This is a genomic window from Streptomyces sp. NBC_00459 (assembly GCF_036013955.1).
Classification (GTDB): Bacteria; Actinomycetota; Actinomycetes; order Streptomycetales; family Streptomycetaceae; genus Streptomyces.
Genome location: NZ_CP107903.1, coordinates 274,118 through 300,204, shown reverse-complemented (window position 1 = coordinate 300,204; position 26,087 = coordinate 274,118). Strand labels below are relative to the sequence as shown.

Here is a 26,087-nt window from a genome sequence, read left to right as displayed (position 1 = left end):
CGACGCGCAGCGTCCATCAGTAGACGATGGACACGATCTGGCAGGCGGCTTCGGCGATCTGGCGGTCTCCGCTGATGCGGGCCCGGGCGAGGGCAGTGCCAGGATCAATGCCGCGGGTGCAGAGTCGCCAGGCGGTCTCTGGGTCCAGTCCCACTGATGCGGTTGGCCGACCGCTGGGTGCTGCGGCCAGTGACCAGCGGTCCGCGGTGGCGGTCACGGTCCAGGTGCCGGCGGCTGGCTCATCGATGACCACCTGGAGTTGTGTCCCGGCGGGTGCGGGAGTGTCACGCAGAGTGTGAGGCAAGGCCCTCATGAAGGTGTCCAGGACCGTGGACAGAGCGTTGGGCTCCGGATCGGTGTCCCGGCCGGTGGCGTGGCGGATCTGCTGGCGGTGGGTCCAGTACTCGGTGAACTCCCGGGCGATGTCCAGCCACTTGGGTGCCGGGTCGGCCCCTGCCCAGGACACTCCTAGACCCGTTGCGTCGAGGTCGTCACCCTCGAATTGACGGGCGACCTGGGTCCCGGACAGTTCCAGGGCCTCGATGATCTCGGCGGGGCTGTGATCGGCGTGGAGGTCGATCCATTCTTGGTTGACCCGGTGGATGAACGCTTCCAGCGTCTCCCCAAAGGCCATGGCGCGCTGGTGGCTCTCTGCGCTCCAGCCGAGGCGGCCGTGGTAGTCGCCGAGGATGTGGGAGGCAAGATCCTGCACGGTCCAGCCTGGGACCGCAGCTCTGCTCCACTCACTGCGCCGCAGACCGCCTAGCACGTCGAGGAGCGACGCCAGCTCTGACCCGAACAGTGGGCGAGCGTCAATCGGCTTGCCCAGCCAGGAAGGGTCGGATACGTCGTTGGGCTGGAGACTCATGGGCAAAGCCTGTCAGCCGGGAGGCTTGGTCTGCCATCGAATACCCCCTCACCTCACGGACAGGACGGGGCAGGTCGGTCAGCCGCCCATCATCAGGCCAGTGCCCGCCAGACAGCCGTCGACCAGATCGGGCCGGGACTGGATCTGCTTGAGCCTGCGCTTCACAGCCCCGGTGATCTGGGCGAGGTCAGCTGCGGCAAGGTTGCCGAGGTTGCGTCCAACCAGCGACCAAATGCCCTGCTGAGGGTGCAAGTCGGGTGCATAGGCGGGCGGGGCCTCCACCTGAGTGGTGGACACGCTGATACTGGATCTGCTTGATCCGGAGGAAGCGAGAAGACCGCCGATGGCGATGAAGGACTATTCGGACGAGTTCAAGGCTGATGCCGTGGCCCTGTACGAGTCCACACCCGGGGTGACCTACAAGAGCATCGCCGCTGACCTGGGCGTCAACCGGGCGACTCTGCGGGAGTGGGTGCTGCGGGACCGCGAACGCCGTGGCGTCACCGCTGCGGCTGCGAGGCCGGCCGCCCGGCCCCGGGAGGCGGTGGCGTCCGTTGATCCGGACGAGCGGGTGCGGCAGTTGGAGGCGAGGGTGGCCGAGCTGGAGGCGAGTGAGCGCAAGCTCGCCACCGAGCGGGACATCCTCCGCAAGGCGGCCAAGTATTTCGCCGGGGAGACGAACTGGTGATGAGCCGCTTCCAGTTCGTTGACGACCACCGGGACACCTACGAGGTGAAGCGGCTCTGCCAGGTCCTGGACGTGAACCGGTCCAGCTACTACAAGTGGCTCGCCGACGCCGAGGCCCGCGTCGCCCAGTACGGCTCCCGGGCCTTCGCCGGCCTCTGCGACCAACTCGGAGTGATCCCGTCGATGGGCGCGGTCGGCACCAGGGCCGACAACGCGGCCTGCGAAAGCTTCCACGCCTCCCTCAAACGCGAGCCTCTCCAGGGCGCCCACGACTACGGCGACGCCGACACCTGCCGCAGGACCGTCTTCGCCTGGCTGACCCGCTACAACACCCGCCGCCGGCACTCCGCCAACGGCCACCTCAGCCCCAACGAATACGAACACCGACACCACACCGCTAAACTCACGCTCGCCGCGTGATCAATAACCGCGTGCCCACCTTCACGGGGGAAGGCCCCCTCGCGCACTCAGCTGACAGGCGATCAGAGCAGGCGGTAGCCGATCACGGCCCCGATAACTCGTAGATCTCTACGGGACAGGTCTCAGCTCTGTCAGAAGGCGAACAGCACCATGGCCGGCAGCAGCAGGAGCAGTTGCAGCCACACGAGCCATCGTCGAGGCAGGGCCAACGCCAGCAGTCCGAGAAGTCCGGAAGCGGCGAAGAACGTGAGCCCCAGGGGCCAGTGGGTGGTCCAGTCGGCGCCGGAATGGGCGTACTGGTCCGCGCAGTAGAGCCAGATCAGGGCGGCGAGCACGAAAGAGACGGGTAGTAGACCGAGACCGAAACCGGCCCGGATCCGTATGCGGCGGCTTTCCTGCGCGGACCGTGTACGAGGGGCGGCGCCAGCAGCGCTGGTATTCACATCTGTCCTGTCCTGGTGGCCCGGGCGGGGCGGCTCGCCGCCATCGTCCCTAGGGGGGTGGCCGAGGGCGCCGTATGAGGGCTGCCGATGTGTGGGACGTGCCCGGAGCGGGGGTCCTTCAGAGGAGAGAGTAACAACGGCCGCTGGTCACCCCTGCGGCGGACGACGGCAGCGGTAGGCGGGATGCCGGGGCCGTCAATCCGGCGCGATGTGGTGGGGACCGGTGCCGGTCCGTCCTGGCGGGTCAGTGCGCGGAAAGGTCAGGTCACGAACCGTGCTGGACACGCTCCAGGGCGAGGGCGGCGGACCGGCGCGTCGGCTGCGACGGGTCCGGGAGCTGACCTGCCCCCTGGCCGGGCTGTTGGTTCCAGCCCAGAATGCGACTGCCGATCGTGCTCAGTTCCTCGCTGCTGGGCGGGACGTCGATGTAGAACAGTGCCTCGTAGGGCCGCTTGTCGTCGCCTCCCCACCGCACCGTGCCGTCGCACTCGGCGAGGATGTCCCGGATGACGGCCAGCTGCGGCGCGAAGAAGCCTCCGGATATGCCCTCCGGGTACCAGCCGCTCCGGATCGAGATCGCGGTCCCCGAGGCTTGGTTGCTCTGCGGGGAGGAGAGGCTGGTGCTGCCCAGCTTCCTGAAGCCCACCACGTCGCCGGTCCGCAGGGTGTCGATCTCGTAGTGAAAACGGCGCACCACGTAGAGGAGGACCGCGGCAACGTCCCCGGTCCGTACTTCCACCGAGAGATCGCTGCCGTTGACGGCTCTGGACCATATGGTGCCGCCGTCGTTGGCCTTCGCCTCCGTCGCCCAGCCGTTGGCGCTGGCCGGGGTCTTCTTCGGCGTCGGGTGTTCGTCGGTAGGTGCGGGCGGCCGGGTGGGTTGCACTGTCCTGCCCCTGCCGGCGGCCATCGCCGGGACCTGCCCCGCCAAGCCGGACAGGGCCGTACCGGCCAGCACCCCGGTGCCGGTCGTCAGAACGGACCGGCGGGTCGGGCGCCGGGCGGTCTTCTTCGCGTTCCCTTGCTGTTCGGACATCGGATCTCCAGTCATTTCCGCACTCTTTTTCACTCGCTCGGCATGGGTCACAGGTTTCGGGCAGGCGCGTTGTACTTTTCGAACGTCTGGTAGACGCTCAGGTTTTGCACCCCGTACTCCGTCGCATCGTCGCCGGTGCCGTTGTAGCGTGCAAGGACGGCCTGTGTTTCAGCGTCCGTATAATCCAGACCGGGAACGCGCTGACCGATGGAATGAGCATCGGATATGTGGACGAGGGCTGCAGTGGTGATGTTGTACTCGTTGTCCGTGTACAGATTGTTCCAGACGGTTTCCATTGTGTGCCAGTCCGACGCATCGAGTGTCGCCTCGTCGGTGATTCCCACCGAGGAGCAGTAATTGCGGGCACTGATGGCGGTGGCGGCGAAAATCTGGCCCAGCCCTGCACTGGCATCCTCCCTGGAACCGACCGGCATTTCCGGGACCGGAGTGATGAGCTGCTGCCAGACGGGCATGTTGTTCCATGCCTCCATTTGCTCCATGTAGCTGTAGTACTCCTGGACAAAGGTGTTCGCGGCATCGTCCAGATAGGTGTACTTCCGGTATTCCCAGAAGATCGGAACCTGAATGAGAGACTTGCGCATTTTCAGCGAGCGGGCGAGTCCGGTGATGTAGGAGTCGTACTGGAGAACGACGTTCAGGGCGTCCTCCGTCGAATGATTGGTGTACCAGGTCGTCTCGTCCACACCCAGGGACTGCATGGTCGCCCGAATGTCGGCGAGCAGTGCGTCACGGTTTGCCGTGTCGAACGCGACGTCCAGCTTCTGCGTGGGGACGGGATCGAAGGTGTTCTGCCCACTGTCCCGGTCGGAGGAGATGTCGTTGTCGATCTGGATGGCGCCGGTTCCCGATCCGATGGATATCGTGGAAATCTGATCGAAGGCCCAGTCCTCCGGCATCGAGAATCCGAGATTTCCGCTGAATCCGGTCGACATGTCCGAGACGAAGCTCGCGGAGGTTGCACCGGAGGCGGCGACGCGGCTGCATATGTTTCTCGGTCCGTATACGCCGATTTTGTAGCCGGCCGCATACTGGTCGAAACGGTCCTGGATTCCCTGGAAATGCGGAATGATATTGCTGGTGACATCGGCGTCGAGTGCGTCGTAGTCCACCGCGAAGTAGATCCGCGTTCCCCTCTTGAAGCCGTAACCCTGGGCTGCGTCGATGGCGGCCGACGCGTCCGCCACCCCCTGGCTGTGGTTGAAGTAGCTGACCGAGCCGCCGTAGGTCTGGTAGATCGGGAACACCCGCAGGCCGGCACCGGCGATGGTGTCCAACTCTCCGGCCTGGATCTTCTTGTTGAGGGTGGTGCCCGCGACGTTGGTCAGGTATCTGCCGATGATCGAATATCCGGACGCCTTGAGCGCTGCCGCACGGTCGGCGGTGACCTCGGTGACGCAGTCGCAGGCAGTGCCCGAGCGGCTCGGATCTCCGGTGCTGACCAGCAGGGAGGCCCAGGTCTGGAAGTTTCCGGTACCGGTGACGGGAAGCCGCACGAAACTCTGGAAGTTCGAGACCGCGTCCGCCAGATCCGATCCGAAGGAACTGGAGAAAACCGCCCCCGAGCGCTTGTTGAAGACCATGGCGGCAGTGAAGAGCTGAACGAAGGTGCCACTCGAACCGACCGACAGGGTATTGGCCTTCAAACCGGCCTGAGTCCCCGGTCCGAAGACGCCGTTCGCTGTGGCGTCGTCATAGCCGATGGCGAACTGGATCGCGAACATCAGCGCCTTCTGGACGTCCCGCGAGAAGTAGCCGTCGCAGGGGATGATGAAGAAATTTGCGCGGTTGATGTAACTCGCGTTCATCCACTGCTGGATCGCGCGCACCTGGTCGCTGCCGCCGCTGATAAGGACGTAGGGATCCATTGTCAGCAGCGCTTTGAAGACCTTGGGTGTGACACCGTTCCCGGGAAAGGTAGCCGCGACGCCCATATTGGCCTTGAGCTGGGTCACGCTGGAGCCGGTCGTCGAGTCGTACGATCCGGATATTCCGCTGCCGTCGTATCCCTTGCAGTAGAGGCCGGACTGGACGATGCGGTTGATGTTGGCGTTCGTGTTCGTCCCGTCGATGACCGGGTAAAGCGTTGTGAGTTTGCCGAGTGTGGTCGGGCCGAAAGTATCGGACAGTGCGGTGATACCCAGCTCGTACTGGAGAGCCCGGGTCAGCGCGTACATGACGTCCCAGCCGGTTGTGCCGTCCTCGACGACCGTGGGTATACCGGGGACTCCCGCGTACGTGGTGTTGATGAATTTCTGCGCCTGCAGCACCATGTCATCCATCGGTGGCTTTCCCCCCGGTCCCGGCGTGGAGTCCTGGACCGCCGGAAAGATCCAGCACGGTCCGTCCCCGCAGCTTTTCCTGAATTCGATCCTTGCAGATCCTGCAGGCGTTGATGCGTGCCGGTCCAGGAAATTTGCCCTACCTAGAGACTATCGATATGTCCGGGTTGTTGGAGCATCGTGGAGACTTTTCGGATTTCGGTGCGAGTGAATCTCATGCGCTCCATCGGGAAACGTGAGATGAGCCACAGGAATGCTGTGGGAATTCTGTGTGACTGCTCGCCCGGAAGGGCTTTGCTGTTACTGCTTGCCCGGCTCCGCCTGTCTGTGTCATGGGAGGCGGGGCGTCATTGTGGGAGTCATGTGAGTGGGAGGAGTGCGTCCCGGAGCTGGTCGGCAGGGGTGAGCTGAGCGTGTTGTCACGTGGCCTTGCTCTTTCCTGAAGGCTGGCAGGGCGAGGGTTTTGGTGCGACGCCCGTAGTCGGTCGGCTTCGGGGGCCCGTGCTCGGCCCATGGTGGGGCCGTCCGAATCCGGAGGTATTCGCATGCTCGCGCTGATCCGAAGGCTGACCATCGCTGCGGCCGTCGGCACCCTGGCCCTCGGGGGCATGGTCGCCTTTGGCCCCACCGCGTCCGCGGAGGACTTCTGCAACTACATCTCGGACTCGTCGCGTCCGACCGTGTACGTCAATCGGGACGGACCCGCGACGAAGCAGGTCCAGTGCCTGATCGACTACTACAGCGGATTCCCCCACCTGCATGTCCAGGGACACTCTGAGACCGCAGCCGCCCCCAGGCAGCGACTTCGCAGTGCCAGTGCTGCTGTCGAAAGCCGTGAACGTTTCGACGCGTTCGCCGGGCCGGCTGCCTCCCAACCGCGAACATCGGCTGTCCGTTCTCGCGAACGGAGCCACGCAGTGAGACGTTCCGGAGAGTGAGAGCCGCTCCGCCTGTCGCCTCGGTACTGTGACTTCGCATGACCGACACCGAGATCGAGATCACCGCAGACCTGGTACGCAACCTGCTGCAGGAGCAGCATCCAGACCTTGCAGGGCTGGCCATCCGCGAGGTGGCGGGCGGCTGGGGCAACCAAATGTGGCGTCTTGGGGACGAGTTGGCCGTGCGCATGCAGCGTATGGACCCCACCCCCGAGCTCCAGCTGAAGGAGCGGCGCTGGCTGCCCGTGCTGGCCCCGCGCCTGCCGCTCCCGGTGCCGGTCCCGGTGCGGTTCGGCGAGCCGTCCGATCGCTTCCCCAAGCACTGGACCGTCATGACGTGGGTTCCCGGCGAGCCGCTGGACCACGGCTCGATCAGCCGCGGTGTGCATGCGGCCGACACGCTGGCGGACTTCCTCCGGGCGCTCCATGTGGAGGCGCCCGCCGAGGCGCCGATCGCCAAGGACCGCGGTGCCCATCCCAGGAACTGCACGGGCGGCTTCGACCACTTCTTCCACGCCGTTGCTCTCGACGACCTCGCCGACGATGTCCGGGCCGTCTGGGAAGACGCCGTCGCAGCGCCCGAGTGGGAGGGGCCACCGCTCTGGGTCCATGGTGACCTCCATCCCGCGAACGTCGTGGTCTCGGACGGAACGCTCTCGGGCATCGTCGACTTCGGTGACATGTTCGCCGGTGATCCGGCATTGGACCTCGCCGCCGCATGGGTGTTGCTGCCCGCAGGCACGGCCTCACGGTTCTTCGACACGTACGCGCGTGCAGACGAGGCGGCGATTCGGCGCGCCCGAGGGCTGGCCGCCATGAAGAGCCTCTTTCTGATGCTCATGGGGCAGAACGGAGATCGGGGCCTTCCCGGCGGCAAGCCGAACTGGGGACCCGTAGGCCGGGCGGCACTGGACCGTGTTCTGAAGGGCGTTTGACGCACGCTCATTCGAAGTTGTTCTCGATCCTGGTTGAGCCATGCGGCAGCCCACCTTCATGGGTTCATCCCCCACCCACGTGTGGTGGGGGATACCCAGGTCCACGGCCGTACGCTGCCCGTGGCCCCGATCCAGCGGGCAGAGGTTCTACTCTGCGCCGACCAGGCTGACCTGAAGACCTTCGACCTCGCCGAGCCGGCCTCTTGTCGGCCGATTCTCAGCGTGAGCAGGAGCCAGTGGCTCGGCGACGTTCACGATGACGATGTCCCGGGCAGGGCTTGGGTGCTTGAGGAGTGCTCGGTGCGCGACGACAGAGCGACCACGAAGAGCAACTCGCGATCTATGCGTCCGGCGGGGCCCAGCGCTTGATGATGTTGGGCTCAGATTGCGGTGCCGGCCATGCTTGTATCCGGATCTCCTCTATGTCTTCGGGCTCGTCCTCGCACTCGAGGTCGGGGAAGGCCGCGGCTTCGAGATTCCGCCGGGACGTCCGGATGCGGATCCATCCGGCGGGCATGTCGAAGCGTGCCGCGTCGGGGACGTAGTCGGTGCAGCCCAACACAACGAGTCGTCCCGAGGCCAGGTTGAGACTTGCCTCGACGACGTGGTCGAACTCGGCGCTGTCATCGTCCGGCTGGCCCGTGAAGAGGTCGAAGGTGACGTCGACGGTTACGTTGACCGCTGTGCCGATAGCCAGGGCGTGTTCGGCGACGCCGAGCCCGTCCAGGACGGCCTGTTCGGTCCACACGTCACCGATGCCGGTCTCGGTTGCCTCTGAGTCGTCGTCCAGAACGTGGATCTGGGAGTAGTCCGCGAAGAGCTCAAGGTTGGTCGCCATGCAGGCATCATTCCTGCTGCCCGGGAAGGGCAGTACGGCAGGCGAGGCCGCCTGCGAACCAGGAGAAGTACGTGGGGTGGGTGCCGGAGCAGTGGCCGTCGTTCGGGGATGTGACCTTCCTGGTCGGGTTCGCGGTGAGCACGGGGTTGTACGCGGTGCTGCGCCGGGCCGCCCGGGCCTTCGTCTAGGAAGCGGTTGTGAGCAGTTTCTTCTCCAGGACCACCGGCAGTGACAGGGTTCGGTAGCCGACCGAGGCGAACAGGACGGTGATCCTGTTCTCCTCCTCGCTGAGGACCTCGCCGTCACCCCACTGCGGGTGGTGGACCGCGGTGCCGGGCGGAAAGGGGTGGTCGTGGCGTGTGGGTGAGGTGGTTCGGGGGCGGGACAGGCCAGGGACGGCGCCGGCTGGGGCTTCGACGCCGGTGGGCATCTGTTCGCATCGGTCGCAATTGTCGCAGGGGGAGTTGAGGCGCTCGCCGAAGTAGCCGAGCAGGAAACGCCGTCGGCAGCCGGTGGTCTCGGCCAGGCCGCGCATCATGTCGACCCGGGATCGTTCCATGCTCTCGTGCGCGGTGCCCAACTCCACGGCCCGCGTGGCGGTTTCCTCCGCATCGGCCCCGGGTACCGGTGCCACCTTTCCGCGTTCCGTGGTGAGGGCTCCGGCGCTCTCCAGGAGGTTGAGGACGGCGGTCAGGCGGCCGGCGGACAGGCCGGTCTCCTCCTGGAGATCCGTCGGTGTCAGCGGGGTCGCACGGTCCCGTACGAGGCGGGAGACGTCGGCGATGGTATCCGCGTCCGGGCGGCCGGTGGAGAAGAACTTCTGCAGGCCCAGGTCCTCGACGCGATAGTGCAGGATGGCCCGGGACGGCTCGCCGTCCCTGCCCGCCCGGCCTATCTCCTGGTAGTAGGCGTCGAGGGACCCGGGCACCGAGGCGTGCAGCACGAACCGTACGTCGGGCTTGTCGATGCCCATACCGAATGCCGAGGTGGCCACCACCACGTCCAACTCGCCGCTGAGGAAGCGGTCGTGGACCGCGCTGCGGTCGGCCGACCGGCTGCCCGCGTGGTAGGCGGCGGCGCTCAGGCCGAGTTCGCTGAGCTCGGCGGCGTACGCATCGGCGTCCTTACGGGTGGCGACGTAGACGATGCCCGGCTTGGGCTCGGCCGCAGCCCGCTCCACCACCGCGCGTCGCTTGGCCGCGTTGTCCAGGAAGTGGGTGATCTCCAGGCGGATGTTGGGCCGGTCGAACCCGGCCACCACCTCGTGGGCCTTGCGCATGCCGAGCTGCTCGACGATGTCGGCTCGGACCGGTGCGGCTGCGCTGGCGGTGAGGGCGAGGATGGGAGGGCGCCCGATGCTCTCGGCGGCCTGACGGAGCCTGAGGTAGTCCGGCCGGAAGTCGTGGCCCCAGGAGGACACGCACTGCGCCTCGTCCACGACGAAGAGGGACGGTCTCAGCGCGGCCAGCCGCTCCAGCACGTCCTGCTTGGCGAGCTGTTCCGGGGAGAGGAAGAGAAACCGGGCCGTTCGGTCGCTCACGCTCTCCCATGCCTGCTCGTTCTGCGCCCTGGACATCGACGAGTTGACGGCGACGGCTCTCTGGCCGCTGCTGCGCAGCAGTCCGGCGATCTGGTCCCGCTGGAGAGCGATCAACGGTGACACGACGAGCGTCGGACCGGGCAGCAGCATGCCCGGCACCTGGTACACCGCCGACTTGCCCGAGCCGGTCGGCATCACCACCATGGCGTCCCTGCGGCGCATGACCGCTTTCATCGCGGTGAGCTGACCGGGACGCAACTCGTCCCATCCGAAGGCCACCCGTGCGGCTCTGCGGAGACGTCGGGCGACGAACAGGCTGATCGGCAAAGGGACTCCCGTAGCGTTTGCGCGCGACCGGGGCACAACCGGACGGGCGGTGGTGGTTCTAGTGCCCGCCCCGGCCCGAAGCAGTCCGATCGCCAGGCGCGGACTGCGACGGCACACCCACGGCAGGCCCGCGAGCGTCACGTCTGCCTTCATGGGCTTTTGCCTCGACAGTGTTGCCGGGCACGGCCCGCACGTCCCTTTCCATCTGCGCGGCGCAAGGCGCTTCGGCTGCGGCTTGCGGAGACCGCCCGGGAACGGCTTCTCGCCCTGGCACGGGGCTGGTACGAGACGTGGGGCTCGTACGAGAGGGGCGAGATCAAGGAGTTGCGGCGCAGGACCGGCGGGCCGGGCCCGGCGGTGGGCGAGGGTGCCAGGTATCCCTCACACACTGTGCCGCACCGGTTCTAGCTGCAGGTCCGGTAGGCGTAGCCCGCGATGCGGCCGCTGTCGGTGCCGTCGGTGAAGTGGTCGTAGCCGTCGCTGTCGCGCGAGAGACAGATGCGGTGGCTGATGCCGATGTAGTAGGACACGGTGTTTCCGGTGGTCCCGCCGGCGGAGTTGCGCAGCCAGGTGCCGGCCCTGGTCCAGGTGTTCTTCCCGGGGGTAGTCGGCGAGATCGTACAGCGCGAGCGCGTACTGCCCGCGTGGGGCACGGGAGTTGGCGTCCTCGGTGTCGGAGGTAGTGGATGCCTCACCCGCCACCTGTACATCTACGAAGACCACATCCGGCGCCTGACCCTGGCGAACGAGGCCCTGCGAGTCGCCCTTCAGGCCCACAGCGGCGTCACCCTGATCAGTCCCAGAACCGGAGACACCGCCCCCTGGCTGCCGCTGACAGGCCGAGGCGAGGGCATTGATCAACTCGGGGTTGTGACGCCAGCGCCCAACTGCCGCTCTATCTCCGCCGCCGGGTACGGCGTCTGCTTGCTTTCGGTACACAGACGGCGGAAGAAGGAGTCCACGACGACGGTAGGACGTGCGTGCCGGTCGATGATGGCCGTGATCTCGGGCGGGATGTCGCCAGGTCTGCGGCCTGCGATCCAGTCGTGCAGGAAGACTTCGCGTTCCGTGTCATCGCGGATGCCGTCGAGAAGGGGACTGCTGCGGGGAGCGGAGTACGAGCAGGGTGATCTCGCTCGGGGCGAAGACGCGGAAGGGTGGGCCCCAGAAACCGGTGCCGCGGCTGGTGTAGAGGAGGGTTCGGGTGCCGTGGTGGCTGAGGCCGGAGACGGCGGGCTGGTCGAGGCGGACGAGGTGGTGGAAGGGCCAGATCTGGCCGCCGTGGGTGTGGCCGGAGAGCTGGAGGTCGATGCCGGCTGCTGCTGCCCGGTCGACGAACTTGGGCTGGTGGGCCAGGAGCAGGACGGGCAGGTCGGGGTCGGTGCCGTTGAGGGCTCCGGCGAGGTGGGCGCGGTGGCCGGCGAGGCCGGAGGCTTCGGCGGTGACGTCGTCCACGCCGGCGACCACGAGGGCGTCGCCGCCGCGTTCGAGCAGCAGATGGCGGTTGCGCAGCGGCTCCCAGCCCAGCTCGTCCATCAGGTCGACCCAGCCCTGGGCCTGGCTGTAGTACTCGTGGTTGCCGGTGACGTAGACCCTGGCCCGGCTGGCCTGCACGGTGCCGAGTGGGGCGGCCTGGGCGCGGCGGCGTTCGGCCGTGCCGTCGGCGATGTCGCCGGTGTGGCAGACCAGGTCGGCTTCCAGGGTGTTGACCGTCTCGCACACCCGCGCCGACCAGCGGGCGCGGTCGAGGGGGCCGTAGTGGGTGTCGGTGATGAGGACGACGCGCGTGCCGTCCAATCCGGCTCCCAGGCGCGGGAGTTGTACGTCGATCCGGCGCACCCGTGGGACTCGGCGGGCCTCGGCGTACCCCCAAGCAAGTAGTGCGGCGGCTGTGCCGAGGACCGCCCAGGTGACGATCCGGGCCCGGTCCTGGCCGTCGCCGACGCCCGTCACGGTCAGGGTCAGGCGCAGCAGGACGCCGAGCAGGACGGACCAGGTGAACAGGACCCAGCTGGTGCCGAGCAGGGTGTCCCCGATGATCGCCGCCCAGTCCTGTTGCCGTCGGCCGTGGCCGCGCACCATCGCGAGCGGCATGCCGATCAGGCCGAGGGCGAACAGGGTGGTGCCGCCCAGCGTCACGGGCAGCGGCCAGTGCTGGCCGGCGTACAGCAGCACCCAGCAGGGCACGGCCCACAGCAGGACGGGGGCGATCAGGGGGAGGTAGCGCATCAGGCGGTGCAGTCGGGTCCGCTGGGTTTTGTGCGATGCGCTGTCGTCGGAGCGAGCTTCGCTGGTGGCGGTCACGCTTCCCCTCCTAAATCAACCAGGCTACCGTCGCGCGCACTGTATCCGTCCGTCCCGGGCCGGTCGGACGGACGGGGTGCTCATGGCGGGCAGCCCCATGTGGCGAGGTGGCATCCGAGTTCGCACCTGGCTCACGCGGTTGGTGACTCTGCTCCTGGCCGCCGGAACCGCACCGCTCTCTCGTGAGCCCTCACGGCAGGGGAGATTTTCAGGCTCTGCCAGGCGTCCGTATGTTCTGTGAAACCCACCAGCGTGACGGAGCCGCTCTATCGGGAGGCCTCGTCGGCCAGGGGCCCTTGACGCCCGTACTGCCGATGCTGCCGGGCATGCGCGAGCGGCGCACCCACGATTACTAGAGGTTCCTGGCCGCGATCGACAAGGCGGTCCTGTCGGCCTCTGGACCAAGACCGCCGACGAGATCCTCAACTTCCTCGCCGACTACTTCACCAGAATCAACCCACCGGCCACCGGCCGACCACCACCGGACCCTGAGACTGACTTGAGCCCGCAACTTCCGGCGCACGACACTACGAGTCGTCCACGAAGACGTCCAGGTGCGCGGGCGTGACCTGGAACTCCCGCAGGATGCCGGCGATGAGATCCGGCACGCGTGTGCGTTCCTCTCGCGGTGCGAAGTCGAAGTCCACGGTGATGGTCCAGGGGCCGTGTCCCCTGCCGGCCGGCAGGGAGACGTACGACGGTGTGGGGAGGTCGCCGGTGGGCAGCGGGGTGGTGCTGCCCACCTGCCACAGGGCCTCCCGGACCTGGCGCAGCGCGGGCCGGACGCGATCGGGCGGGGCGTCGGCGGAGACAGTGATGCTGAGCGTGACGTCCGCGGAGGCACGAAGGGCCGTGCCGAGCCGTGGGGTGATCTCGACGTCCTGCGGCTGTGGCATGGCACCGGTCCAAGCCCGCAGTGACCGCGGGCAGGACTGGACGAGCCGACGCGTTTGCCCGAGTTGTGATTTTCACGGTCCTGAGGGCCGCCGGCCTCCTGACAGCCGCCGCTTCGAGGCGGGCAGTCAGCGTCGGGAGGTCGTGTGCCCGGACGTTGCCAGGTCGAGCGCGATGTCCACGATCATGTCCTCCTGGCCGCCCACCAGACCACGGCAGCCCCCTTCCAGGAGCAGGGTCCGGGCGTCCACGCCGTAGCGTGCGGCGGCGATCTCGGTGTGCCGGAGGAAGGACGAGTACACGCCCGCGTAGCCGAGGGTCAGCGTCTCCCGGTCGACCTGTACGGGGCGGTCCCGCAGCGGCCGGACCAGGTCGTCGGCGGCGTCCTGGAGGGCGAACAGGTCGCAGCCGTGCTGCCAGCCGTGCAGGGTCGCCACGGCGGCGAACGCCTCGATCGGGCAGTTTCCCGCCCCCGCGCCCTGGCCGGCGAGGGAGGCGTCCACCCGGGTAACGCCCTCCTCCACGGCGACGACGCTGTTGGCGACCGACAGGGACAGGTTCTCGTGCGTGTGCACGCCGATCTCGGTGGCCGGGTCGAGCACGTCGCGGTAGGCGCGGACGCGCTCGCGCATTCCGTCCATGGTGAGGCGGCAGCCGGAGTCGGTGACGTACACGCAGTGCGCGCCGTAGGACTCCATCAGCCTTGCCTGGGCGGCGAGTTCGTCGGGCGGGGCCATGTGGCTCATCATCAGGAAGCCCGCGACGTCCATCCCCAGTTCGCGGGCCTTGGCGGTGTGCTGCTCGGAGATGTCGGCCTCGGTGCAATGGGTCGCCACGCGTACCGAGCGGACGCCGAGCGCGTGGGCGCGTTCCAGTTCGGTGATGGTGCCGATGCCGGGCAGGAGGAGCGTGGTGAGGACCGCGGAGCGGATGCTGTCGGCCGCTGCCTCGATCCACTCCCAGTCGGTGTGGCTGCCCGGGCCGTAGTTCACCGAGCCGCCCGCGAGGCCGTCGCCGTGGGCGACCTCGATGGCGTCGACCCCTGCCGCGTCGAGCGCGGCCACGGTACGGCCCACGTCGGCGGGGTCAATGCGGTGTCGGAGGGCGTGCATGCCGTCCCGCAGGGTGACGTCCTGGACGTACAGCTTCCGGTCCACGCGGGTCGGAGGGCCCGGCGGCCGATGTCGCGCTGTTCGTCGCTGCGGTCACCGTTCCGGTCGCCGCTTCGGGTGTTGCCTCGGTCGTCATCGGGTCGCCTCCACGGGGGCCGTGCTGCGCTGTGCGATCGACCCGGCGACCCGCACAGCGGCCGGCTCCGCCTGTCTGTGTCATAGGAGGCGGGGCGTCATTGTGGGAGTCATGTGAGTGGGAGGAGTGCGTCCTGGAGCTGGTCGGCAGGGGTGAGCTGAGCGTGTTGTCACGTGGCCTTGCTCTTTCCTGAAGGCTGGCAGGGTGAGGGTTTCGGTGCGACGCCCGTAGTCGGTCGGCTTCGGGGGCCTGTGCTCGGCCCATGGTGGGACCGTCCGAATCCGGAGGTATCCGCATGCTCGCGCTGATCCGAAGGCTGACCATCGCTGCGGCCGTCGGCACCCTGGCCCTCGGGGGCATGGTCGCCTTTGGCCCCACCGCGTCCGCGGAGGACTTCTGCAACTACATCTCGGACTCGTCGCGTCCGACCGTGTACGTCAATCGGGACGGACCCGCGACGAAGCAGTCCAGTGCCTGATCGACTACTACAGCGGATTCCCCCACCTGCATGTCCAGGGACGGTGACCACGGCACCAACCCGTACGACGGCATCACGTGGGTGCAGCGCTGCAACGGTCTCCAGGAGGACGGGGTCGTGGGCCCGAACACCTGGAGCGGCCTTTACAACCCCAAGGCCGCCTGTGTGTGGCGGCAGTGCCTCGGCCCACCGCCGGTGCCCTGCACCCGATTTCGTCAGGTGGAGGGCGGCGTGTCGATCGGGCGCGGGCAGGCGCTCTACCCGCCGGTGGTGCCGTCGAGCAGCTCACGCAGGATGTCCAGGGACACTCTGAGACCGCAGCCGCCGAGCACCCCGGCAGCGACTTCGCAGTGCCAGTGCTGCTGTCGAAAGCCGTGAGCGTTTCGACGCGTCGACGGCGGTGGCCACGGCCTCGGCCACGGAGTCGGCGCTGTCGGGCAGCGACTCGCCGTCCCGGTAGCCGGGCAGTTGGACGGCCGCCACGTCGTACCGGCTCTCCAGGGCGACGGCCAGCCGCTGGTAGGTGAGGTTGGCGGCGGCGGGGATGAAGGAGTCCACGCAGATCAGCACGGGTCGTCCGGCCCGGCGCAGCCAGGTCGCGGCGGGCGTGTGCTCGGGCAGCGGGGGATGGGAGAACACCGGCCGCAGCCGCGCCGCCGCCAGTACGCCCACTCCCTCCGCGACCCGCCCCTGGGTGACCGCCTGGCGCAGCAGCGCGCCCTCCGGCCGTTCCCGGCGGCCGGCCCACGACGCCACAGGCGCGACGGGGGCACTGATCTCGGCCAGCCGTTCGCCGAGATGGTCCGCGACGGCGGCGGGGGTGGGGTGGTCGAAGACCGCGGTCGCCGACAGGCTCAGCCCGGTCGCCGCGCCCAGCCTGTTGCTCATCTCCACGGACGTCACGGAGTCGAAGCCCAGGGACCTGAAGCCAGTGTCGGCGGAGAGGGCCCCGGGGTCGGGGTGGCTGAGGATGGCACCCGCGTGATCGGTGATCAACTCCAGCAGGACCCGCCGCCGTTCGGCCTCAGACAGCTCATCCGGCTGAGCTCGTGCGACGGCAGGACCGGCATCCCGCTATCGCGGTGCGACGCCTTTGAGCCAGCCCTCGACGGCGACGACCTCTGCCCGCTGCGGGAACAGTCCCACCGGTGCCTCGATCCACCTTTCAGTCACCAAGCCGCATCAGGGAAACGTCAACTCCTCTTTCAAGCAAGGCATTTGGCCTACAGTCCTAGGGGTGAGGGAGTCACGAGGGGGGAGCCGGACATGGTGGCGGAGAACATCGACGATGTCGTCGACGGCCTTGCCGGGATCGTGCGCGAGGCCGTCCGTACGGGAGACCGGATCGGGTACTTCGCCGCGCTGTACCGACAGGTGACCGTCGAGGTCCGCAAGAGCATCCATGAAGACCTGTTCGACGACGGTCCCCGCATGGATCGCTTCGACACCCACTTCGGCAACCGCTACTTCGAGGCGTACGACGCCTGGCGTCGCGATCGGAGCGGGCCGCGCTGCTGGCGGGAGACGTTTGGGCTGCTGGACGACGCCGACACCGTCATCGTCCAGCACCTGCTGCTCGGCGTGAACGCGCACATCAATCTTGACCTGGCCGTCGCGGCCGCGCGGACCGGCCCGGGCGCGGACATCCATGCGCTGCGCCGCGACTTCCTGCTGATCAACGACATCCTCGCGCGGGTGGTGCTGGCCGTGCAGGGCTCGGTCGACGCCTTGTCGCCCCTATTGTCGCTGCTGGACAAGGTCGGCGGCCGGACCGACGAGCAGATCCTCGACTTCAGCATCCGCCAGTCCCGTGAGGAGGCCTGGTACAACGCCGTCCTGCTCGCCGGCCAGAGCGAGCGGGAGCGCGAGGCCACCATCGAGCGCCTCGACATCCGGGCCGCTGTGCTCGCCAGGCTGATCGCACGGCCGACCGGTATCGTCCGACCGGCCCTGGAACTGATCCGGCGGACCGAGAGCGGTGACGTGCCGACCGTCATCACGCATCTGGACAGGGCGATGGAGCGCTCCTCCACCTGATGGTCAGCTGGAGTCCCGCGCCACCGGACGGCAAGACAGGGCACGGTGTGCGCATCCGGGTCGTGGCCCGGTGCCGGTGGCCTGCGGTCGAGGTGCACCCGTAGGTTGACAGTGAATCTGCGGCTCGGCGGCCAGGCGGAGAGCCGGGCTCAGGCGTAGTCGTAGACGGTGGCGGTGATGTCGCGTGCACTCAGGGATTGGCTGATGACCGGATCGATGCGTTCCCTGTTGGGTGCCCAAAGTCCCGCACATGCGTTGAGCTGGGCGTTCGCCAGACTGTCGTGATCTTTGTCAGGCTGTGTCGCGGTACTCGTGGATGAGTCCGCTGAGGACGTCGTGGCGCTGGATGTGCTGGGCTGGGAAGGGGATGACGTCCGGATCGTCGGCTGGTGCGCGAAGGTGCAGGGCCCGGTGCGGCCTTCCGGAGTTGTAGTGCTTGGCGTATTCGGCGAGGACACGCCGTGCGTGTTGCTCGTTGTAGATCAGCATCCGGTCGGTGCACTCGGCCCGCACGCTGCGGATGAACCTCTCCACGTGGGCGTTCATCCGCGGTGTCTGTGGCGCGCTCTTCAGGGTCTCGATGCCGTCGGCGGTGAAGACGGCGTCGGACGCCTGGGTGTAGCGGCTGTCGTGGTCGCGTAGCAGGTAGCGCAAGCGGGCGGAGCGGTCTGCGAGGTTGGCGAGGAGGTTCCTCGAGAGCTGGGTGGCCCAGGCTGCGGTCGGGTGGGCGGTGACGCCGAGGATGTGCACGGTGCGGGTGCCGACCTCCATGACCACGAAGGCGTACAGCCTGTTCAGCGCGGCGGTGTCCACGTGGAAGAAGTCGGCGGCGAGCAGGCCGGAGGCCTGGGCGCGTACGAACTCGCGCCAGGTCGGGGCGCCGCGCTTTCGTCAGGGTGCGGGGCCGGGGCCGGCGCTGCGCGGGATGCGTCGGATGGTGGAGGCGCCGACGCGGTGGCCCAGGCGTAGGCCCGTTCAGGGCCTCATCCGGTTTTCGTACTCCTGGCCGCTGATCTTGTTCACGGTGGAGGCCTTGCTGTTTCCGGAGATGGCGGGTTCGTTGCCACCGGCCCCGTTGACCCAGTTCACGGTGATGAAGGCGGCGTCGTCCAGCCGAATGGCGCCGACCGTCTCCGCGATCACCGTGCTGGAGTTGCCCGTGATCTTGATGGTGTTGGCTGTCTCCACCGTGACGGTGTTGAACCGGCCGCCGATGGCGACCGTTCCACACGTTCCGGTGAGCCCGATGGTGTTCGCCTGGCCTTCGATGACGACGTCGCGCCCTGCGCAGTCGGTGGTCCGCGCGCTGTAGTTGCTGTCGATGGTGAGTGACGGGTCACTGCCGGTGGGAATTTCTGCTGCGGAGTCCGGGACGCTCGTCGAACCGGCAGCGGGCGAGCCAGTGCCGCCAACGGCACGTGTCAGGCCGGGGCTCTGTATTGCCGACGCGGTGTTCGCGGCCAGAGCCGGCTCCGGCTCGTTGTCGGTGCAGCCGACCGTCATCGAGAGTGTCAGAGCAATGAGGGTGAGGGAAAGCAGGGGCGCCTTACGCATGACAGATGTTTCCTCTTGATTCCTTTGGGCGGCGAGTTTTCAGCCGACCGGTGTCCTGTATGCATCCATGGAGAGAGCGGAGAGCCAGGTCAATGGCGCGTGCGACACACCGGAACGAGGACACCGGGCAGCTGTGTGTCTCACACCGCTGCCGCTCCCGGACCGCCGGTACCTGTACCTGCGCGGGAACGGAACTCGACGATCCGGTACGGCCGGTCATTCCGTCGCTGGTGAGCCGGTCGCGGGGAAATGGTCCTCCGCCCACACCATCACGGCGGCGAGGGGAATGAGGAAGGCGTTGCCATGCGGTGACAGCGCGTAAAGGGTTCGCGAGGAGGGGCCGGGCGGGACAGTACGAGTAACGAGGTCAACCGCGGCCAATTCCCTGAGGCGTTCGGCGAGCATGCGGTCGCCGATGCCGGGAACATGGTCGTGAATCTGAGCGAAGTCGGCCGGACCTTTGGCCAAGGCCGCGATGATCAGACCGTTGCAGCATTTGCCCAGCAGGGTGAAGGCTCGGTCAGCGGCCAGAAGGGACGCGGGCAGCCACGGGGCGTCGGACCGGTGCTCCTTCGGAGCACAGCGTGGGGTGTTCATCGTGCGTGTCTTCTCTCTGCGGGCGCGAGGCATCACGATGCGATGTCTCGCGCCACACATCGTTCTGGCCGACTTGAGGTTCGGTTGGACCCACTGGGCCGCACAGCTGGGAATGCCGTCGCCACGCAGGGGTGGGCCGGGCCTTCTTCGTGGTCTGTCAACCCATGTGGACGGGCGCCGCGCCCTCCGTGTGCTGCTGCTTGCCGGCGTTCACAGCCAGGGCTGTGACCATCGCGCCGACCAGAAACATGGCGCCCGCGCCGACGAAGGCCATGGTGTAGCCGTGCGTCAGCGCAGCGCTCGCCTTCGACACCAGGCCGAAGTCCTTGACTGCGAGGCCCCGGTAGAGGCTGGAAGCCGCCTCGGGCAGCTTGTCGTCGGCTGCCGACGTGGAGATCGTCGACAGGACGGCGAGACCGAGCGCTCCGCCGATCTGCTGGGCGGTGTTCAGGAGTGCCGAGGCGACACCCGTGTCCCGGTGGTCCACGCCGCTGACCGTGGTCACCGTCAGCGGGACGAAGGCCGCCCCCAGCCCTATGGCGGTGACAAACATCGCGGGCACCAGATGAGCCGCGTACGAGGAGTCGGTCTCCAAGGTCGCGAACGAGAACATGCCCGCCGCGGCTATCGTCAGGCCCAGTGCGGCGATCAGCCGCGGTGCGAAGTGGGTGACCAGCTTGGAACTGATGCCGGCGGCAGCCGATATACCGATACTGAAGGGCAGATAGGCGAAGCCGGTCTTGACGGCGCTGTAGCCCAGGACCAGTTGCATGTACAGCGTCAGGAAGTAGAACGTGGCGAACATGCCCGCGCCCATCAGCAGCATCGTGGTGTAACTGCCGCTGCGGTTGCGGTCCTTGAACATGCGCAACGGCATCATCGGATCCGATACGCGGGACTGGAGGACCAGGAACACGGACAGCAGCACGGCGGCCGTCATGAAGGAGACCAGTGTCAGGCCGTTCGTCCAACCGTGTTCGCCGCCTCGGGTGATGGCGTAGACGAGCGCGAGCAGGCCACCTGTGCCGGTGATCGCGCCGGGGATGTCCGGGCGGCCTGGGTGACGCTCGGCCTCGACCAGGCTCTTTGTTCCGGTGAGGACGGCCAGGCCGATGGGGATGTTGACGAAGAACACCCAGCGCCAGTCGAGAGCGTCGGTCAACGTACCGCCCAGCAGCATTCCGACCGTGGCGCCGATGCCGCCCATGGCCGCGTACACACCCATGGCCGTGTTGCGTGACCTGCCCGTCGGGAAAGTCGTGGTGATCAGAGCCAGCGCGCTGGGAGCGGCAAGCGCGGCGCCGACGCCCTGCAGGACACGGGCGCCGAGCAACAGCTCTTCGTTCGCGGCGAGTCCGCCCAGCAGCGAGGCGAGGGTGAAGGTGAGAATGCCGACCTGGAACATCCGCAGTCGTCCGAACAGGTCGCCGGCCTTGCCTCCGAGTAGGAGCAGGCCACCGAAGGCGAGCGCGTAGGAGTTGACGATCCAGGCCAGGTTCGCCTCGGAGACGCCGAGGTCGGTCTGGATGGAGGGTAGGGCGATGTTGGTGATGGTGCCGTCAAGGACCATCATCAGCTGGGCCGCGGCGATCACGAAGAGCGCGACGCCGAGGTGCCGGGTGCCCGGGGAGGCCCCCGTCTGATCGGCACCCGCCCGAGTGGGAGTGGTGATCGTACTGTCGGCAGACAACGGAGAACTCCTTCAAGGATGGTCAGGAGGTGCGGTAATTGCGTGAGAGCGAGAAAGGGAAGTTGAACAGCGATTTGATTTCCGGGAGATCGCAGACGGTGAGCTGGACGTCGCAGTGGTCACGTTTGCAACCTTTGTTGCCCGATTGTCGGTGGAGATGGATGCATAGCGCGGTCCCGCCTCGGAGTCGAATGGACCATAACACCTTGGATTTCGACGATGGGCACCCTTCCGCATGTGACTATTTTCGCGCTTGACCAGGGCGACGGATTTGTGATCGAGCGGCAATATGTCGAAATTTTTCGAGCATGAACGGGGGCGCTGTGAAATGCAGAATTGTTTTCCAAATTTCTTGTATACGAATACCGGCGACCATCGGTGCTGAAGCCGGTCGCGGTGGAGTCGAACCGGCGTCAGCTGCGTCCCCGCAAGCCCGTCGGCCGGTCCTCCCCGTGACGTCATGGCGGACACACGGGCCGCATCGACTCGCCTCCCTCATCGGCGGAACTCGCTCTGGTCAGCTGACTGCTATCGGCGCCTGCCCCGCGTCGGGCAAGGTCGCTAAGACCGCCCTGGCACTCGGCTTCGTCTGCTCAGCCGGCGTCCGGCACGCTATTCCCAGCGACCGCCTTGACCCTCGAAGGAGACCGCGACGAGGTTGGCCCGCGGATCTTGACCGCCGAAGTCCGTGTCGTCCTGCACCACATACGGTCCGGCACGATGACCCACGAGCACTGGATCCGGCCGCCCGGATCACAGACGTCAGCGCCGCCCCGGTATGCGTCCAGGACGGCGTCTGTTCCGAACTCCACGGCCTGTGCGCCCACTGCCGCTGCTTCGCCGCGGCATGAACGTCCGGCTCATCTGCTACGACAAATTCCGCGCCTGCGGAGAGATATGAGACAGCGAGAGGCGACACTCTGCCAGTACAGCAATTCCCGAAAAACAGAGAAATCCGCACAACGGGCGCAGAAAAACCTCGCCGCCTCCGGGGACGCGATGAAGCCCTCGTGGGAGCCCTGTGCCAAGCGGTGGCGGAGAACCTAAACCCGTACGGACAACTCTCCGACAGACGTATCGGGATTCGCGCGCTGCTGTCGGCGTGGACGCTTTTGGCAGTTGGCAGACCCTCTGGCGCCGGCAGCCCGGCCGAGGTCTTTGGCGTCGGTCCGGCCCGGCCGTCATCGGTGCCGGGCCCCAGCGTCTACCGAGGGCTCCGACACCGATGACCGTCGGCCCCGCGCGGCGCCCGCGGGCCGGGCGTGGCCGCGCAGGAGCTGCCTACTCGGGCAGCGGCAGGTGGCCGATCACCTTCTCGCCCACCGCCGCGGACATCCGCAGGGCCTTGTACCCGTAGTCCCGCATGGCCTCTTCGTAGGCGCCTATGCCGTCCACGACGTCCTTGTCACCCCGCGCGGCGGCGAGTAGTTCCCCACCGAGAACGTGTGCGTCACGCAGCGCGGTGTTGGCGCCGATGCCACAGGACGGACTCATGGCATGGATCGCGTCGCCCACCACGGTCACGTTCGAGGGCTCCCAGGCGCTGACGGGCACACAACTGCGCAACGTCAGCGCCTGCACCGTGGCCGTGTCCCACAGCCGGACCGTCTCCACCAGGGCCGGGTGCCAGGAGGCCACGCGTTCCAGCGCGTATGCCTTCAGCTGCTCGGGAGTGGCGGTGAACAGTTCGGCGTCGGGCATCATGAGGCTCTCCACGGAGTTGAAGATGCTCAGCGCGTAGTTCCTCGTGGCTTCGTCCTGGAAGTCCGGGTCCTGCTCCTTGACCAGCGGAGAGCCGGGGTTGCTGCGCTCCAGCGGGCCGAGTGTGAGTCCGGTCCAGTCGGAGGCGTAGGCCAGCGAGAAGGTGTTGAACAGCTGTGCCGGAAGCTTGGCCTTGGTCTCCTCGGTGATGGGGACCTTCGCGGCGATGTGACGGGCGGCCAGGTCGGCGACCTTCACCTGGGGCAGCCTCTGGGCCCGTACGTCGGAGTTGATGCCGTCCGCGGCGATGAGCACGTCGGCCTCGACGCTCTCCCCGTTGCCCAGGAGCACGGTGACGGTCCCGTCGGGGTTGGAGCGGTATCCCGTGACCCTGGCCCCGAAGTGGACGACCTTCTCCAGCCCGAGGTAGAGGATCCGGCGCAGTGTCGAGCGGCACACCACCAGGTGCTCGGGGATGTCGGTGGGTACCCCGGTGCCCTCGGTGGCGGACTTGTCGCGGCCCGGGCGGAGGTTGAGCTGCTCGTCGAACAGCAGCATGTCGTCGTTCGGCATGCCGGAGGTCGCGAGGAACAGCTCCCACAGCCGCGGTTCCAGGGCCGCGTGCAGGGCGGAGGTGCCGGTGGAGTTGATGTGGATGCGGTATCCCGCCTCGCGGGCGGCGATGCCGGTGTCACGCTCGTAGACGGCGACGTCCAGACCGTGCCGGTGCAGATAGTGGGCCAGGGTCATCCCGGCAAGACCGCCGCCGGCGATGACAAAACGTGTCCCAGACAAAAGTACTCCCAGTGCAATTGGATTCGTACGAGGGAGCACACTGGGCCTCTTTGGAGGAGAGGAATATTGACACAGCCGGATGTGAAAGTGAAAGGCTGTGCCCCGGACTACCGACCGGGACGCAATTTTGTGTGCAATGGAATTGTTCACCGGAATTTCACCGGTGGGAGCGAGCCGGGTTTCGGCCCGCGGTATTTCTTCAGCGCGTCAGAGCGTGCGCCCGAAGAGGTCCAGCAGCGCCGCCCAGTGGCGTTCCGCGGCTTCGGGATCGTAGGCGGCGGTGTCCGCCTGCGTGAAGCCGTGGTGTGCGCCGGTATACACCTCGCAGTGGTGGTGTACGCCCGCCGCGTCGAGGGCCGCGTCCAGACGGTCGATCTGCTCGGGTGGCAGTGCCCGGTCCTGGTCGGCGTGGCCGAAGTACAGCTCGGCCTTGACGCGGTCGGCGAGCAGGTGCGGGCTGTCCGGCGCGGTGGAGGCGAGGTTGGCGCCGTGGAAGCCGGCCGCGGCGGCCACTCGGTCCGGATAGGTGCCTGCCGTCCGCAGCGCCAGGCCGGCACCCATGCAGTAGCCGGTGATGCCGACCGGTCCGCTCCTGGCCAGCGGCCATTCGGCCAGCCAGCGCAGGTAGGTGTCGGCGTCCGCCATGGTCGACTCCGGGGTCAGGGACCGGATGATCGGCCCGAGCTGCTGGAAGAGTTCCGGGCGCTCGGCCGGGTCCACGAACTCCGGCAGGTCGATCACCGGCGCCCGTCCATGGCGGTAGAAGACGTTGGGCATCAGAACCGCGTAGCCGGCCGAGGCCAGACGATCGGCCATCTTCTTCAGATGCGGTCGCAGCCCGAAGGCGTCCATGTAGAGCAGAACGGCGGGAAACGGTCCTGCTCCATCAGGGTGTGCCAGGTAGGCATCGGCTGTGCCGTCCCGCATCGCAATGTCCACGGTCACCCCATATGCAGTACTCATACGCACCTCTCCCTTCCTTTTGAAAGAAATCGACGATCGATTCTAGCTCGTACGTCAGCCCGTGGGGCGTCCGTATAGCGAGTGATGATTCCCCTCGGTCTCAAGTATTGACACAGTCCATGGAACCTGGTCGGCATAATGCCTGAATTGACAGAAAGCGTGGAATCTGCTCACCCGAATACTTCTGAATTGGGTCCGTCCGGGTTGGTGCCGTTGGCATGGGGCGGGCCGTGACGGTCATCGGATGTTTTCAGCCCATCTGGTCCTCGGCCGAAAGGTGTTCCACCGTCCTGCCGGTCTCGGTGAACGTCCGCGTCACGTGCCCGGACGAGTACACCCACAGGATGCGCAGCGGGCGGTCGCCGATGTTCCGGAACAGGTGGGGGAGGGGGGAGGGGACGTAGGTGGTGTCGAACCGCTCCAGTTTGGTCACCTCGCCGTTCACCACCACCTCCGCCTCGCCCTCCAGGATCGTGACGTGCTCGTCGCAGTTGTGCGAGTGCAGCGGTGCTCCGGAACCGACGGGGTAGACGCTCATCCCGCTGGTGATGAGGTTCTCGCCTCCCGCCGAGGACGTGGTGATGAGCGGCGTCGTCAGGACGGCGCCGCCCCGGTCGAGCCGGGGTACGGACGCGGCCTTGATGATGGTGGTCATCCCTGGTTCCTCTCCAGTCCACGGTCGTGCGTCGGTCGACACTAGGGCGCCGCCCGGTGATTGGATGCCCTCTGGCGTGCAGCTTTACCTTGCGCTTCTGGAGGGGTCGGCGACCCCGGACCCGGCTGTACGGTCACCTGGCACCCCGCGGCGTCGCGTTCCGCATCTGTGAGCGCCCGCAACGTGCCGGGAAGAAAAGGCAGGTATCGCCTCATGAGGCTCCCCGTTCTCACCGAAGAGGAAATGACCGAGCGTCAGCAGGAACTGGCCGCCCGGATCGCAGGCCGTCGTGGTGCCGTCCGCGGTCCGTTCCGGGTCTGGCTGCACAGCCCGGAGATGTGTGAACGTGCCGAGTCCCTCGGCGCCTTCGCCCGCTTCGACTGCAGCCTGCCCGAGCATCTGCGCGAACTCGCGCTTCTGATGGCCGCGCGGAACTGGGACGCGCAGTACTCCTGGAACGCCCATGCGCACCAGGCGATCGCGGCCGGCATTCCGGAGGGCGCGGTCAAGGCCATCGCCGAGGGGCGCGAAGCGGTCTTCGGCAATGAGGCCGACCAGGCCTTCTACCGGTTCTGCCACGAAGTACTCGACCGGCACTTCGTCTCCGACGCCACCTTCGCCGCCGCCCTGGAGCACTTCGGATCCAAGGGGCTGGTCGACACCATCGGTGCGCTGGGCAACTTCACCATGCTCGGCATGTGCCTGAACACCTTCCAAGTCGATCTCCAGCCCGACCGCGAGCCTCCCTTCCCGGACATCCGAGGCTTCGAGCGCGTGGTCCCCGGCGGAGACCGGCCGCGACAGCGCCCGTAGCGGTATCCGTCGGCCCGAATCGGGTC

22 protein-coding genes and 2 pseudogenes are annotated in these 26,087 nt (G+C 67.3%); 5 read left to right on the top strand and 19 right to left on the bottom strand.

Annotation, left to right across the window (positions count from 1 at the left end):
- Window positions 1–16 precede the first annotated feature (16 nt).
- Together OHN74_RS01055 and OHN74_RS01050 are read right to left on the bottom strand one after the other, a co-directional pair.
- A complete protein-coding gene (locus OHN74_RS01055) occupies window positions 17–868 on the bottom strand; it encodes a maleylpyruvate isomerase family mycothiol-dependent enzyme (RefSeq protein ID WP_327692583.1) in 852 nt (283 codons plus the stop codon).
- Window positions 869–946: 78 nt separating this feature from the next.
- Window positions 947–1,138, bottom strand: a pseudogene (locus OHN74_RS01050) (IS630 family transposase); the annotation flags it as partial.
- 73 nt (window positions 1,139–1,211) lie between these two features.
- Between OHN74_RS01050 and OHN74_RS01045 the strand changes: the two are divergent.
- Window positions 1,212–1,975 (top strand): annotated as a pseudogene (locus tag OHN74_RS01045) (transposase).
- 131 nt (window positions 1,976–2,106) lie between these two features.
- Here the strand turns inward: OHN74_RS01045 and OHN74_RS01040 are convergent.
- The 3 genes from OHN74_RS01040 to OHN74_RS01030 form a co-directional block, all read right to left on the bottom strand.
- Window positions 2,107–2,310: a hypothetical protein gene (locus OHN74_RS01040; protein WP_327692580.1), complete on the bottom strand. Its 204-nt coding sequence runs from the start codon at window positions 2,308–2,310 to the stop codon at window positions 2,107–2,109.
- A 373-nt stretch (window positions 2,311–2,683) separates the two neighbouring features.
- Window positions 2,684–3,454: a hypothetical protein gene (locus tag OHN74_RS01035; protein WP_327692579.1), complete on the bottom strand. Its 771-nt coding sequence runs from the start codon at window positions 3,452–3,454 to the stop codon at window positions 2,684–2,686.
- Window positions 3,455–3,501: 47 nt separating this feature from the next.
- On the bottom strand, window positions 3,502–5,754 hold the full coding sequence (locus tag OHN74_RS01030) for a glycoside hydrolase domain-containing protein (RefSeq protein ID WP_327692578.1): 2,253 nt from the start codon (window positions 5,752–5,754) through the stop codon (window positions 3,502–3,504).
- Between the two features lie 976 nt (window positions 5,755–6,730).
- Between OHN74_RS01030 and OHN74_RS01025 the strand changes: the two genes are divergently transcribed.
- The gene (locus OHN74_RS01025) at window positions 6,731–7,627 is read left to right on the top strand and encodes an aminoglycoside phosphotransferase family protein (RefSeq protein ID WP_327692577.1); all 897 of its coding nucleotides are present in this window, start codon (window positions 6,731–6,733) and stop codon (window positions 7,625–7,627) included.
- Window positions 7,628–7,967: 340 nt separating this feature from the next.
- On the opposite strand, the gene OHN74_RS01020 is transcribed toward OHN74_RS01025, so the two are convergent.
- The 6 genes from OHN74_RS01020 to dmpG form a co-directional block, all read right to left on the bottom strand.
- Complete coding sequence (locus OHN74_RS01020) at window positions 7,968–8,465, bottom strand: hypothetical protein (protein WP_327692576.1); 498 nt, start codon at window positions 8,463–8,465, stop codon at window positions 7,968–7,970.
- Window positions 8,466–8,649: 184 nt separating this feature from the next.
- Entirely contained in the window at window positions 8,650–10,326 is a 1,677-nt protein-coding gene (locus OHN74_RS01015; protein WP_443060530.1) for a RecQ family ATP-dependent DNA helicase, read from the bottom strand.
- Window positions 10,327–10,736: 410 nt separating this feature from the next.
- A complete protein-coding gene (locus OHN74_RS01010; protein ID WP_327692574.1) occupies window positions 10,737–10,985 on the bottom strand; it encodes a hypothetical protein in 249 nt (82 codons plus the stop codon).
- A 418-nt stretch (window positions 10,986–11,403) separates the two neighbouring features.
- A complete protein-coding gene (locus OHN74_RS01000; protein WP_327692573.1) occupies window positions 11,404–12,636 on the bottom strand; it encodes a metallophosphoesterase in 1,233 nt (410 codons plus the stop codon).
- 527 nt (window positions 12,637–13,163) lie between these two features.
- Complete coding sequence (locus tag OHN74_RS00995; protein ID WP_327692572.1) at window positions 13,164–13,532, bottom strand: hypothetical protein; 369 nt, start codon at window positions 13,530–13,532, stop codon at window positions 13,164–13,166.
- 126 nt (window positions 13,533–13,658) lie between these two features.
- Window positions 13,659–14,687, bottom strand: a complete 1,029-nt coding sequence (gene dmpG, locus OHN74_RS00990) for a 4-hydroxy-2-oxovalerate aldolase (RefSeq protein WP_327692571.1) — start codon at window positions 14,685–14,687, stop codon at window positions 13,659–13,661.
- A gap of 386 nt (window positions 14,688–15,073) precedes the next feature.
- Here dmpG and OHN74_RS00985 point away from each other — a divergent pair, with 386 nt between their 5' ends.
- Complete coding sequence (locus OHN74_RS00985; RefSeq protein ID WP_327692570.1) at window positions 15,074–15,256, top strand: hypothetical protein; 183 nt, start codon at window positions 15,074–15,076, stop codon at window positions 15,254–15,256.
- A 285-nt stretch (window positions 15,257–15,541) separates the two neighbouring features.
- Here the strand turns inward: OHN74_RS00985 and OHN74_RS00980 are convergent, their stop codons facing one another.
- Entirely contained in the window at window positions 15,542–16,252 is a 711-nt protein-coding gene (locus OHN74_RS00980) for a phosphopantetheine-binding protein (protein WP_327692569.1), read from the bottom strand.
- 270 nt (window positions 16,253–16,522) lie between these two features.
- Here OHN74_RS00980 and OHN74_RS00975 point away from each other — a divergent pair, with 270 nt between their 5' ends.
- Entirely contained in the window at window positions 16,523–17,293 is a 771-nt protein-coding gene (locus tag OHN74_RS00975) for a DUF5995 family protein (RefSeq protein ID WP_327692568.1), read from the top strand.
- A 291-nt stretch (window positions 17,294–17,584) separates the two neighbouring features.
- Here the strand turns inward: OHN74_RS00975 and OHN74_RS00970 are convergent, their stop codons facing one another.
- From OHN74_RS00970 to OHN74_RS00940, 7 genes are all read right to left on the bottom strand, one after another.
- The gene (locus OHN74_RS00970) at window positions 17,585–18,106 is read right to left on the bottom strand and encodes an integrase core domain-containing protein (RefSeq protein ID WP_327692567.1); all 522 of its coding nucleotides are present in this window, start codon (window positions 18,104–18,106) and stop codon (window positions 17,585–17,587) included.
- Between the two features lie 162 nt (window positions 18,107–18,268).
- A complete protein-coding gene (locus OHN74_RS00965) occupies window positions 18,269–18,847 on the bottom strand; it encodes a DUF3060 domain-containing protein (RefSeq protein ID WP_327692566.1) in 579 nt (192 codons plus the stop codon).
- 216 nt (window positions 18,848–19,063) lie between these two features.
- Complete coding sequence (locus OHN74_RS00960) at window positions 19,064–19,444, bottom strand: winged helix-turn-helix transcriptional regulator (RefSeq protein ID WP_327692565.1); 381 nt, start codon at window positions 19,442–19,444, stop codon at window positions 19,064–19,066.
- Window positions 19,445–19,601: 157 nt separating this feature from the next.
- A complete protein-coding gene (locus OHN74_RS00955) occupies window positions 19,602–21,134 on the bottom strand; it encodes an MFS transporter (protein WP_327692564.1) in 1,533 nt (510 codons plus the stop codon).
- Between the two features lie 1,281 nt (window positions 21,135–22,415).
- Window positions 22,416–23,630 (bottom strand): FAD-dependent oxidoreductase, encoded by a 1,215-nt coding sequence (locus OHN74_RS00950; RefSeq protein ID WP_327692563.1) that lies wholly within the window; start codon window positions 23,628–23,630, stop codon window positions 22,416–22,418.
- Between the two features lie 207 nt (window positions 23,631–23,837).
- Window positions 23,838–24,593 (bottom strand): dienelactone hydrolase family protein, encoded by a 756-nt coding sequence (locus OHN74_RS00945; protein WP_327692562.1) that lies wholly within the window; start codon window positions 24,591–24,593, stop codon window positions 23,838–23,840.
- A gap of 250 nt (window positions 24,594–24,843) precedes the next feature.
- A complete protein-coding gene (locus OHN74_RS00940) occupies window positions 24,844–25,248 on the bottom strand; it encodes a cupin domain-containing protein (RefSeq protein WP_327692561.1) in 405 nt (134 codons plus the stop codon).
- Window positions 25,249–25,461: 213 nt separating this feature from the next.
- Here OHN74_RS00940 and OHN74_RS00935 point away from each other — a divergent pair, with 213 nt between their 5' ends.
- Window positions 25,462–26,061 (top strand): carboxymuconolactone decarboxylase family protein, encoded by a 600-nt coding sequence (locus OHN74_RS00935; RefSeq protein WP_443060326.1) that lies wholly within the window; start codon window positions 25,462–25,464, stop codon window positions 26,059–26,061.
- The last annotated feature ends 26 nt before the right edge of the window (window positions 26,062–26,087 follow it).